Annotated in this window: 6 protein-coding genes; all 6 read left to right on the top strand. The window is 63.7% G+C overall.

All coding sequences use genetic code 11. The features are described from left to right. Positions 1-443, top strand: a 443-nt coding sequence (locus QM609_RS28920) for a SufD family Fe-S cluster assembly protein (RefSeq protein WP_283337647.1), incomplete at its 5' end; no start/stop codon positions are given. A 61-nt stretch (positions 444-504) separates the two neighbouring features. Beyond that, positions 505-1311, top strand: coding sequence for a Fe-S cluster assembly ATPase SufC (gene sufC / locus QM609_RS28915; protein ID WP_003944795.1), 807 nt, complete (start codon positions 505-507; stop codon positions 1309-1311). 5 nt (positions 1312-1316) lie between these two features. Further along, on the top strand, positions 1317-2582 hold the full coding sequence (locus tag QM609_RS28910) for a cysteine desulfurase (RefSeq protein ID WP_003944865.1): 1266 nt from the start codon (positions 1317-1319) through the stop codon (positions 2580-2582). A gap of 3 nt (positions 2583-2585) precedes the next feature. Next, complete coding sequence (gene sufU, locus QM609_RS28905) at positions 2586-3089, top strand: Fe-S cluster assembly sulfur transfer protein SufU (RefSeq protein WP_003944894.1); 504 nt, start codon at positions 2586-2588, stop codon at positions 3087-3089. Next, on the top strand, positions 3086-3508 hold the full coding sequence (locus tag QM609_RS28900) for a metal-sulfur cluster assembly factor (RefSeq protein WP_003944963.1): 423 nt from the start codon (positions 3086-3088) through the stop codon (positions 3506-3508). Before sufU ends, QM609_RS28900 begins: the two co-directional genes overlap by 4 nt. 339 nt (positions 3509-3847) lie before the next feature. Further along, positions 3848-12853: non-ribosomal peptide synthetase (locus QM609_RS28895; RefSeq protein WP_283337646.1), on the top strand; the 9006-nt coding region annotated here is incomplete at its 3' end.

The raw sequence follows: 12853 nt of genomic DNA, 5'->3' as shown, positions 1-12853 counted from the left end.
GTCTGCTGGTGGATCATTCGCAGCCCAACTGCAAGTCCAACGTGGTCTACAAGGGTGCGCTTCAGGGAGATCCCGGATCCGGCAAGCCCGACGCGCACACCGTGTGGATCGGCGACGTTCTCATCCGCGCCGCAGCGGAGGGCACCGACACGTTCGAGCTCAACCGCAACCTGGTGCTGACCGACGGCGCCCGCGCCGACTCGGTTCCGAACCTCGAAATCGAGACCGGTGAGATCGTCGGGGCCGGCCACGCAAGTGCAACGGGACGTTTCGACGACGAGCAGCTGTTCTACCTGCGTGCTCGTGGTATCCCGGAGGATCAGGCTCGTCGTCTGGTCGTACGTGGGTTCTTCCACGAAATCATCAACAAGATCGCTGTTCCCGAGGTGCGCGATCGCCTCGAAGCCGCAGTCGAAGCCGAACTCGCAGCCGTCGGCTCCTGACCGCCCCGCATGCGACACCACCCCGTCGCTACGCTCGCCCGCCTCATCTTGAAGGAATTTCATGTCTACCAGTGACAACACCACCACCTCGGTCCTCGAGGTTCGTGACCTGCACGTCGAGGTCGCCAACTCCGATGCCAACGCCGAGCCCATCCAGATCCTCAAGGGCGTCGACCTGACGGTCCGCTCGGGGGAGACCCACGCGATCATGGGTCCCAACGGCTCCGGCAAGTCGACTCTGTCGTACGCCATCGCCGGTCACCCCAAGTACCAGGTCACGTCAGGCTCCATCACCCTCAACGGTGAAGACGTCCTTGCAATGAGCGTCGACGAGCGTGCACGTGCCGGGCTCTTCCTGGCCATGCAGTACCCCGTCGAGGTTCCCGGCGTTTCCATGTCCAACTTCCTGCGCACCGCCGCTACGGCCGTGCGAGGCGAGGCTCCCAAGCTGCGCCACTGGGTCAAGGAAGTCAAGGAAGCCCTCAGCGAGCTCGAGATCGATCCCTCGTTCATCGAGCGCTCGGTCAACGAAGGCTTCTCCGGTGGCGAGAAGAAGCGCCACGAGATCCTGCAGTTGGGCATGCTCAAGCCGAAGATCGCGATCCTCGACGAGACCGATTCCGGCCTCGACGTCGACGCTCTGCGCACCGTCTCCGAAGGCGTCAACCGCTACAAGGAGCGCGAGAACGGCGGCGTTCTGCTGATCACGCACTACACGCGCATTCTGCGCTACATCAACCCCGACTTCGTTCACGTGTTCGTCGGTGGCCGCATCGTCGAGTCCGGTGGACCGGAGCTGGCCGACGAGCTCGAGACCAACGGCTACGTTCGTTTCACCGCGGACACCGCAGCTACCCAGGGAGCGTAATCACGATGACCACCTCGGTGCGCGAGCTCGACGTCACAGCGGTTCGGGCCGACTTCCCGATCCTGGCGCGAACCGTGCGCGACGGAAAACCTTTGGTGTACTTGGATTCCGGCGCTACCTCGCAGCGTCCGGTCCAGGTTCTCGATGCCGAACGGGACTTCCTGACCACGTGTAACGCGGCAGTACACCGGGGTGCTCATCAGCTCGCAGAAGAGGCGACTGACGCGTACGAGAATGCTCGCGCCACCATCGCTTCCTTCGTGGGTGCGGATTCGGACGAGTTGGTGTTCACCAAGAACGCCACCGAGGCTCTCAATCTGGTGACCTACGTTCTCGGTGACGATCGCTTCGACCGCCATGTCGGTCCTGGCGACGAAATCGTCATCACCGAACTCGAACACCACGCCAACCTCGTTCCCTGGCAGGAACTTGCGCGCCGAACCGGTGCGACGCTCAAGTGGTACGGCGTCACCGACGACGGCCGGATCGATCTTGATTCGCTGGAGCTGACGGACGCGGTGAAGGTCGTTTCGTTCACCCACCAGTCCAACGTGACCGGCGCGATCGCGCCCGTCGAGGAATTGGTGCGACGAGCACGCGCCGTCGGTGCACTCGTCGTGCTCGACGCGTGCCAGTCGGTGCCTCACATGGCGGTCGACTTCCACGAACTGGGAGTGGACTACGCGGCGTTCTCCGGTCACAAGATGCTCGGCCCTTCGGGGGTCGGAGTTCTCTACGGCCGTCGTGAACTGCTGGCAGCAATGCCTCCGTTCATCACCGGTGGCTCGATGATCGAGACGGTCACCATGGAGGTCAGCACCTACGCGCCGCCGCCTCAGCGTTTCGAAGCCGGCGTACCGATGACCTCACAGGTGGTCGGGTTGGGCGCTGCCGTGGATTACCTGAACACCTTCGGGATGGACGCCGTCGCCGCGCACGAGCACGTGTTGGTGGAGGCTGCTCTCGAAAAGTTGTCGGCGATCGAAGGTCTGCGCATCATCGGACCGCAGACGTCCGAGAACCGCGGCGGAGCGATTTCCTTTGTCGTGGACGGTATTCACGCCCACGACCTCGGACAGATCCTCGACGACGAGGGCGTCGCGATTCGCGTCGGACACCATTGTGCGTGGCCGCTGCATCGTAAGTTCGGTGTCGCTGCGACGGCCCGTGCGTCGTTTGCGCTCTACAACACCACCGCGGAAATCGATGTTCTCGTTGCCGCGATCAAGCGTGCGCAGGAATTTTTCGGTGTCGCAGGGGAGTTGAACTGAATCATGCGCATGGAGCAGATGTATCAGGAAGTGATCCTCGATCACTACAAACATCCGCACGGCCGCGGACTCCGTGAGCCGTTCGGCGCCGAGGTGCACCACGTCAACCCGACGTGTGGCGACGAGGTGACGTTGCGCGTCCAGATCTCCGAGGACGGAACGGTCTCCGACGTCTCGTACGACGGTCAGGGTTGTTCGATCAGCCAGGCGTCGACGTCGGTGCTCAACGACCTCGTCATCGGGATGCAGGTCACCGACGCACTGAAGACGGTGACGGCGTTCAACGAGATGGTGAGCAGTCGGGGCACCGTCGAGGGGGACGAGGACGTTCTCGGCGACGGTATCGCGTTCGTCGGAGTCTCGAAGTATCCGGCACGCGTGAAGTGCGCCTTGCTCGGATGGATGGCATTCAAGGATGCTGTAGTCCAGATTGTCGACGGCAGTGCTGTGACGACGGCGGACAGCAGCAGTGAATTGGTCGACACGACTGAAGGACAGGGATCATGACCGAGACACAACCAGTGCAGGACGCCGAGGTCGGCGCTCCGGTGAATCCGAATCCCGATTCCACTGCGGAATTCGGTGGCGCACAGGGCAGTGGCACTGTCCCGTCGCCTGAGCGACTCGACGAACTCGAAGAAGCGATGCGCGACGTCGTCGATCCCGAACTGGGAATCAACGTCGTCGATCTCGGCTTGGTCTACGGACTCTTCGAAGACGACGGTGTCGTCACGATCGACATGACTTTGACGTCGGCGGCGTGCCCGTTGACCGACGTGATCGAGGACCAGGCGCGCGGCGCACTTGTGCGTAGCGATCTGTGTACCGACATGAAGATCAACTGGGTGTGGTTGCCGCCGTGGGGACCGGACAAGATCACCGAAGACGGACGCGAGCAACTGCGCGCACTCGGCTTCACGGTCTGACAAGCAACCTCGGCACGATCAACTGAATACATTTCACCGGAGCGTCGGTGCCCGTTCGTCGGGTACCGGCGCTTCGGTTTGTTATATAGGGCCGTTTTAGCCATGATATTCAGGACAATAGTCCCAAATGGTTGTTTGATGAATATTTGCTGGAAGCTGACTGATCGGTAACATCGCAGCTGATTGTCACGATGTGATCTCCGGCGGGCGATTTGCCAGTTTCCACCCGAGCTTTCCAAAGTATTCGTCTCATTTTCGAAGTGCCCCGATCAGTTCGAAGCGTCCAGCGGACGCATAAACCTGTTTGCATCATGATCAAGTTGTAAGAGGGAGATTCGTGTGGATGGCAGTCCCGACCGAGGAATCGTTTCCGCAGCTCGTCCGGACGACGAACTCACCTTCCCTCTTTCTGCCGCGCAACTTTCCCTGCTTGTCGCACAACAGCTTCGACCCGAGATTCCCGTCAGCATCGCTCAGTACGTGGACGTGGACGGCCCACTCGACATCGAGCTGCTGACCGCTGCCAGCAAACAGACCGGCCGTGAGATCGGCTCCGGATATCTGCGCCTGGTCGAGGTGGACGGGGTTGCGCGTCAGTGGCTCGATCTCGACATGGACGACTCCCTCGACGTGGTCGATCTTCGCGCCGAATCGGATCCGGAATCTGCAGCGCAGGAATGGATGCGCAGAGAGCACACCACCGCCATCGATCCGTTCACCGATCGCCTGGTCAGGCTGGCAGTCCTGGTGCTTCGCGACGACCATTACTACTGGTACAGCCGTATTCATCACGTAGCGCTCGACGGTTTCGGCGCGATGTCGATGATGAACCGCACAGCCGAGATCTACACCGCTGTGGTGCGCGATCTGCCAGTTCCCCCAGCGGTAACTGCCCCCCTCCAATCGTTGGTGAAGGCAGAGGCCGACTATCTGGGCTCAACCCGGTGGGAACGCGATCGCGACTACTGGAACACCAAGATGGCCGACAAACCGGGCGGAACCTCGCTCGCGTCCTCGACTGCTCCGTCGCAGGCATGGTCTCGCCTACGGTCGGCGACGGTACCTACGGAAATGCGGAGCTCCCTCGAACGGCTGGCCGCCGCCCACGACGTGACGACGTCGTCAGTGGTGATCGGTGCACTGGCGGCTTACCTCGCCCGGGCCACCGGGACCCGCGACGTGGTCCTCAGCCTGCCGGTCTCGGGGCGGACGACAAAAGCTGCTCGCCGGTCCGGCGGAATGATGTCGAACGTCGTTCCGATACGTGCGAGCGTCGATCCGCATTTCGCGGTCGGGGACTTGCTGCACGAGGTGAAGATCGAACTCACCGGCGCACTGCGTCATCAGAAATACCGCCACGAGGACCTACGACGCGACCTCAACGCCGGTGATCACAGCATCGCCGACGGACGAGGCTTCCACGGGCCGTTGATCAACCTCATGCTGTTCCATTCCGGAATCACTCTCGGGGACGCGCACGGCGAACTGAACGTGATCTCGACCGGGCCGATCGAAGACCTCTCCGTCAACGTCTATCAGACTTCCGCAGCCGAAGAGATCCAGATCGACTTCGCCGCGAATCCAGACCTGTACACCAACGAGGACATCTCGCGTCACCACCGGCGTTTCCTCGAGTTCCTCGACTTGTTCTGCGCTGCGGAATCGGGAACTCGATTGATGGATATCGACCCCGACGCCGCGGGTAAATGGATCGCCGAAGTTCAACACGCCCGCAACGTCGAGTACTGGTCTGCGACCTTGTCGAACCCCGCCGAGGAACTGGGTTTGCCGGTCGTCGCCGGAACCGGTCGAACGTCCACGCCCCTCGAGATCGAGGCAGGCCTCTGCCGGAGCCTCGAGACGATGGCGACGACGATGAACACGAGTCTGTTCGTGCTGTTCCAGTCTGCGATGGCCGGACTGCTGCGCCGCGTCGGTTCGGCTGACGAGGTGTCGATCGGCGTCTCGGTCCGAGGATACGGCGCCTCCAATCCGGACGATTTCGTCTCGATGTTCGCCAACCAGTTGGTGCTTCGCTCGACGGTGTCGAACACCATGACGCTCACCGACCTGGTCGGTGCGGTGGACACCGTCGCAATCGAAGCTCTCGAACACGCAGACATTCTTCTGTCTTCGGTGACCGCCGCACTCGGTGACGGCCGCTGGGTCGAGACGGGCCCGTTGTTCCGGGCGATGGTCTGCTTCGAGGAGCCGCTGGATGCTCACCCGAGATTTCCGGGGCTCATGGTCGGTGCGCCTATCGGATCGGATCTGGCCACCGTGCCGGAACTGTTTGTCTCCCTGGCGATTCCGACTGGTGAGCATGCCGATTTCGATCAGCCGATCTCCGGTGTTCTGGATTGGCTCGGCACGAAGGAGCAAGCCGAGGACCTCGCCGACCGTTATCTACGAATCTTGACCGCGATGGTCGGTGCTCCGCACTCGGCGCTCGGCTCAGTGGATCTACTGCGCCCGGACGCGCGCCAGGCGCTGGTGCCGCCCGTTCTGCCGATTACCCCGGTCCGAACGCTCTCCGAGATCCTTTCCGACCGCATTCGGGCGACCCCGGAAGCGATCGCCGTTGTCGCAGGTAGCGAGCGCGTGTCGTACCGCGAACTCGATCGACGATCGAATCAGTTGGCGCGCAAGCTCGTCGATCATGGCGTGCAATCCGAGTCGTTGGTCGGAATCATGCTGCCGAAATCCGTGGACATGATCGTTGCCGCTGTCGCGGTAGTGAAGGCCGGCGGCGGATACCTCCCACTCGATCGTGCACACCCCGCCGAGCGTTTGGCATACGTGGTCGAGGATGCGCAACCGGTGTGCGTCATCTCCGATTCCACTTTCCCGAACTCCGCCTTCCCGAACTCTGACGTGGTGGTCGTCGGCGTCGAATCCGACGAATACTCCGGTGAGAGTCTGGAAACCGATGAGCGCCCGCGCGGACACGGAGCCGACAATCTGGCGTACGTGATCTACACCTCGGGGTCGACGGGCCGACCCAAAGGTGTCTCCGTCACCCACGCCGCTGTGGTGCGATTGTTCGAGAACACGCACGTCGAATTCGGATTCGACGGCAACGACGTGTGGACGATGTTCCACTCGTTCGCCTTCGACTTCTCGGTCTGGGAACTGTGGGGCGCGCTGCTCCACGGCGGAACGCTGGTCCTGGTCGATCACGAGGTATCACGCGACCCTGACGCCTTCCGGGCGCTGGTCGCCGCAGAAGGCGTCACCGTGCTCAATCAGACGCCCTCGGCCTTCTACCAGTACATCGAAGCCGACCTTCGGGCCGATTCGGAGACCCGGCTCCGGTACGTGATCTTCGGTGGCGAAGCCTTGGACCTGCGTCGACTCGGGCGCTGGTACGACAATCACCCGGGGTACGAAAGTCACACGGAATCCGCGCCTGCACTCGTCAACATGTACGGCATCACCGAGACGACGGTGCACGTCACCCATCTCGAACTCGACCGGGCGAGCGCGAGTGCGCTGACCGGCAGCCGGATCGGTGACGCGATCGACGGACTTCGTGTGTACCTGCTCGACGAGCATCTCTCCCCGGTCCCGGTGGGGATCGCGGGGGAGATCTATGTCGCGGGCGGTCAACTCGCCCGTGGCTATCTAGGCCGTCCAGACCTCACCGCGGGCCGGTTCGTTGCCGATCCTTTCAATGCCGGCGGACGACGGTTGTACCGGTCCGGCGACCGCGCACGATGGATTGCGCCCGGACAACTCGAGTACCTCGGACGCGGCGACGCGCAGGTCAAGATCCGCGGATTCCGGATCGAACTCGGCGAAATCGACTCCGTCATCCTCAGCGCGCCGGGAATCGACGATGCCGTGACCGTCGTGGCTCCGACGCCGGCGGGCGGCGCTCTCGTGACCTATGTGACCGCTTCCGACGTCGTGGACGCCGACGCCCTCCGAGCTCACGCCGCCGAAGCCCTCCCGACCTACATGGTTCCCGATGCCTTCATGGTCCTCGATTCGATTCCGTTGACCACCAACGGAAAACTGGACCGGCGTGCGCTGCCTTCGCCTATCCTGGCCTCCACCAAGGTCTTCCGACCCCCGACGACCCCGACCGAGGGCAAGGTTGCGGCGGTTCTGGCTGACATCCTGAGTAGTGGACCGCTCGGACTCGACGATAATTTCTTCCATCTGGGCGGAAACTCGCTGGTAGCGACGACGGCGGTAGCGCGCTTGACCGAAGCCACCGGGGTTAAAATGCCGCTGCGTGCACTCTTCGACCATCCCACGGTGTCTGGGATCGCGGCGACGATCGAGCGTGCGGCACAGACCCCGGACGCCGACGGTATTCAGGTCGTGGCCCGGCCGGCTGTACTGCCTCTCGCTCCCGCGCAGCAGCGACTGTGGTTCCTGAACCGCGTGGCACCGGAATCAGGTGCGTACAACATTCCACTGGCGGTGTCGTTGCGCGGCGCCGTCGATCCCGACGCACTCAGTGCCGCGATCGTGGACGTCGTGACACGTCACGAGTCACTACGCACCGTGTTTCCTCAGGTCGGGGACAACGCGACGCAGAAGGTTCTGGGCCTGGGCGAGGGGATCGCAGGGCTCGAGTCGATCGACGTGGAACGCGGAAGCCTCGAGAGAGTGATCTTCGAATTCTCTTCGGCCGGTTTCGATCTGGTCCGCGAACGTCCGGTGCGCTACCTGCTGATCAATGTCGCCGCCGAGAAGGAAGGCGATGAGGAGGAAGCTGTCCTCGTAGTGGTTCTGCATCACATGGTGGCCGACGGTTGGTCACTCGCCCCGTTGGCTGCTGATCTCACCGGCGCTTACGCCGCTCGCGTCGGCGGCAACAGCCCGCAGTGGGCACCGCTTCCAGTGCAGTACGCCGACTACACGCTCTGGCACCGAGAACACCTCGGGGACACGGCATCCACCGAATCGCTTGCCCACTCACAGATCACGTTCTGGAAGCGGCAGCTGGCAGGAGCACCCGAGCAGCTCCACCTGCCGACGGACCGTCCGCGCGCACTCGACCCGACCATGCGCGGAGCCGGAGTCGACATCAGAATCGGCGCTTCCACGCATCAGAAGCTCGTTGTACTTGCCGCCGATCACGACGCCACGCCGTTCATCGCCCTGCACGCGTGCTTCGCCCTGCTTCTGGCCAGGTACAGCGGCACGGACGACATCGTCATCGGAACACCGGTGGCCGGGCGAGGGGACAGATCTCTCGATCTGCTCGTCGGCATGTTCGTCAACACTCTTGCCCTGCGGACCGTCGTCGATCGGGACGTAACGTTTGCCGCACACCTGTCGCAGGTCAGGGCCGTCGACGTGGATGCCTTCGACAATGCGGACGTGCCTTTCGACGTCGTCGTGGACGCGCTCGAACTGGACCGCTCGCCCGCACACCACCCGGTCTTTCAAGCGGCCATCACCTCGCGGATAGCCACCACCCACACAGCCGAACTGGCAGGGGTGTCGATGACGGCGCGGGCAGTCGAGACGGGGCTGACCAAGTTCGACCTCGAGCTCACCGTCACCGAACGTCACGAGTCCGGGGCCGCAGCTGGGATCGATGCCACGTTCACCTATTCCACCGACCTGTTCGACAGCGCGACCGTCGAAGCGTTGGCGCGAAACTTCGTGACCCTCGTGGAATCGGCAGTGTCGGAACCGACTGCACCGGTTGGTGATCTTCGTGTACTCGGATCCCGGGAGAGTGCCGCGATATTGCCGCGGCGCGGCGTGGCTTCGGTAGGCGAATCGACGCTGGCGCAGATCCTCGGAGACACCGCGAGGAAGTATCCCGACGCGATCGCCCTCGAAGACTCCGAGCGCTCACTCTCGTACGGGGAGCTGGAGCGTCGATCGAATCGGATCGCTCGATACCTCATGGACCTGGGCGTCGGCCCCGAGACACCGGTCGCACTGGCAGTTGCCCGATCGGTCGACTCCGTGCTCGCAGTCTGGTCGGTCACCAAAGCCGGTGGCGTTTTCGTCCCGGTCGATCCCCGTTATCCCGCAGATCGAGTTGCGCACATGCTCGCGGATTCAGGTGTGCGGATCGGAATTCGGTCCGCCGAGGTTGCGGCCGGTCCGGCAGCCGGTGGGAACGTCGCAGTCTGGATCGACCTCGGCGACGCGGACACGGTTGCAGAATGTGCCGCCTACTCCGACGCTGCCATCGACGACGCTGACAGAACAGCGTCGATCACTGCGGCGTCGGCTGCGTACGTCATCTACACCTCCGGCTCGACCGGAGTGCCGAAGGGCACCGTCGTCACTCACGCGGGTTTGGCCAATCTTGCTCGCGAACAACAGGATCGGTACCGGATCACCGCCGGGTCGCGAACTCTGCATTTTGCGTCACCGAGCTTCGACGGCGCCGTACTCGAGCTACTGCTCGCCGGTTCGACCGGCGCGACGATGGTGATCGCCCCTCCCGACATCTACGGAGGGGAGGCGTTGAGCGAGTTCCTCCGAAGCCACGAGGTCACTCATGCCTTCATCACTCCGGCTGCGCTGGCGACCGTCGATCCGGCGGGCGTGACGGCACTGGAATGCGTAGTCGTCGGCGGCGACGTGTGCACGCCGGAATTGGTCTCGAGCTGGGGCAACGGGCGCAGACTGCACAACGGATACGGTCCGACCGAAACCACTGTCATGGTTGCCATCAGTGACCCACTCCCACCGGGGGAGCCGATCACCATCGGCGGTCCCATCCGCGGAATCGACGCCGTGGTGCTCGACTCTCGGCTGCAACCGGTCCCGATCGGCGGCGTCGGCGAGCTGTACATCGGTGGGCCGGGCCTTGCACGTGGTTACCACCTTCGTCCCGCGCTGACGTCGGATCGGTTTGTCGCGCATCCGTACTCGACGCCCGGTGCCCGGATGTACAGAACCGGTGACCTGGTCCGCTGGACCAAGGACCTGACCCTTCGCTACGTGAGCCGCAGCGATCATCAGCTCAAGATCCGCGGGTTCCGCATCGAACTCGGCGAGATCGACGCTGCTCTGATGGATTCCCCCCTCGTCCAGTTCGCCACGACGATTCCCGTCGAATCCGCCGCGGGTACCACTCTGGCGTCGTACGTGTTGCTGAGCGGCGACGCTGATATCGAGTCGCTGTTCGTGGGACTCGCCGACACGCTGCCGCGCTACATGATTCCGTCGTCGATCACCCCGATCGACGCCATTCCGTTGACTCCGGTCGGCAAACTCGATCGCAGAGCGTTGCCGACGCCGATACCGCGCGAAATCCTCGGAACGGGCCGTGAACCCGAGGCCGGACTCGAACGAACCGTTGCCGACGTTTTTGCTTCACTGCTCGACGTACCCGAGGTCCGAGCTGGAGACAGCTTCTTCGATCTCGGGGGCAACTCGCTCGTCGCGACGCAGGTGTCCGCGCGGTTGAGCGCAGCGACGGGACTCACCGTGGACGTGCGCTCGATCTTCGAAGCACCGACCGTCGAAGCGCTCGCTGCACGTCTGGCGGCGAGCGCCGAAGCATCAGACGATCGACCTGCCCTGAGCGCCGGTGCTCGGCCGGACCGCCTACCGCTCTCCGCCGCGCAACAGCGCCTGTGGTTCGTCAATCGCTTCGACCCCCAGTCCGCGGTCTACAACATTCCGTTCGCGATCCGCATCACCGGAGACATCCACGGCGATGCACTCGAGGAGGCGCTTACGGACGTCATTGCACGCCATGAGGTGCTTCGAACGATCTACGTCGACAGCGCCGACGGCCCGAGCCAGGTCATCCGAGCGCTCTCCGACGTGCAGTTCTCCGTCGAGCGCTACTGCGGATCCGAAGGTGTCGACGTGGCGACGACGGAGTTCGCGGCGCGTGGGTTCGATCTCGGTTCGGATCTGCCGATTCGGGCCATGCTGGTGCGCGAGGACGCCGGCGCTCACGTACTGGTCGTCGTCATCCATCACATCGCCTTCGACGGCTGGTCCCTGACTCCCTTTGCGGCAGATTTCGTCGCGGCGTACTCCGCACGCGTCGTCGGAGACGCCCCGGTTTTCACACCGCTCGACGTGCAGTACGCCGACTACGCGGTGTGGCAGCAAGACTCGCTCGGACAGGTCGGCGACCAGGAGTCTCTGGCTGCCCGCGAACTGACCTTCTGGACCACTGCCATGGCTGGTGCCCCGGACGAGGTACTGCTACCGGTCGATCGCCCACGCGGATCTGTCTCCACGACCGCCGTCGGATCGGTGCCGATCGTCATCGACGCGGCGACCGGGGAGCGTCTCGCCGCCTTGGCGAGGCGCAGTGGCTCGACGCAGTTCATGGTCGTACACGCGATCCTGGCGGTTGTTCTCGCGCGTCTCGGTGCAACCGACGACGTGGTGGTCGGCACCCCGGTGGCAGGCCGCGGGCGACCCGAGCTGGATTCCCTGATCGGGATGTTCGTCAATTCGGTACCGCTTCGGACGCCGGTCGATCACCGAGCGTCGTTCACCTCCCTGCTCGAGGTCGTCCGTGAACGCGACCTTGCCGCCTTCGCGCACCCCGAGCTGCCCTTCGAGGTGCTGGTCGACGCCCTCGATCTCGACCGGTCCACTACGCGACACCCCCTGTTCCAGGTCATGCTGTCGTACCACCAGAATGTGGTCTCGCCGCAGGTCACGGTCCACGACGCGCATCTCGAAGCGCAAGCACTCGAACCGTCCGTCGCGAAGTTCGACCTCGAGTTCACCCTGCTGGCAGGCGATTCCGAGAAGACCGAGATCACCGGGTCGCTCAGGTTCGCCGAGGCGCTCTTCGACATTGCCACCGCGGAAACGATCGCCGCGCGTGTGCAGTCGGTGGCCCGCGCCGTCGCCGCAGATCCGGACGCCGCGATCGACGACCTAGATTTCCTCAGCACCCTCGAGCGGGCGTCGCTGATGCCGGTACGAGGTCCGGCGTGGACCAGTTCGCGCACCTTGGCCGAAATATTGACGCGGACCGCCACCCGTTCAGGCGATTCGGTGGCCCTTCGATCCGGTGACACCACCGTGCTCTACCGAGATCTCTTCGCCCGTGCATCGGCGCTTGCCCGCCGTCTGACCACGGAAGGGATCGGTGCCGAAGACATTGTGGCGATCGCGATTCCGCGCTCGATCGACTCGATCGTCGCCTTGTGGGGCGTTTCCTTGACCGGCGCCGCGTTTGTTCCGGTCGATCCGCGATACCCCGCCGATCGCATTCTGCACATGCTCACCGACTCCGGAGCCACTCGCGGAGTGACGACGGAAGCGGTGATCGAATCACTGCCCCGCCCGGTTCCGTGGATGACAATGGACGACATCCACGGCGACGGTGTCGGGCAGCCGGTTCCGGCCGCGCCGATCCGAATCGACAACCTCGCCTAC

Source organism: Rhodococcus sp. IEGM 1302, assembly GCF_030056935.1.
GTDB classification, from domain to species: domain Bacteria; phylum Actinomycetota; class Actinomycetes; order Mycobacteriales; family Mycobacteriaceae; genus Rhodococcus_F; species Rhodococcus_F qingshengii.
The sequence above is the reverse complement of the archived record's forward strand: the minus strand, read 5'-3'. Positions and strand labels throughout refer to the sequence as shown.

What these genes read in the sequence shown, in the direction of transcription:
- sufU (WP_003944894.1), top strand. Translation starts at nt 2,586, where the DNA reads ATGCGCATGGAGCAGATGTATCAGGAAGTGATCCTCGATCACTACAAA.
- QM609_RS28910 (WP_003944865.1), top strand. Translation starts at nt 1,317, where the DNA reads ATGACCACCTCGGTGCGCGAGCTCGACGTCACAGCGGTTCGGGCCGAC.
- sufC (WP_003944795.1), top strand. Translation starts at nt 505, where the DNA reads ATGTCTACCAGTGACAACACCACCACCTCGGTCCTCGAGGTTCGTGAC.
- QM609_RS28900 (WP_003944963.1), top strand. Translation starts at nt 3,086, where the DNA reads ATGACCGAGACACAACCAGTGCAGGACGCCGAGGTCGGCGCTCCGGTG.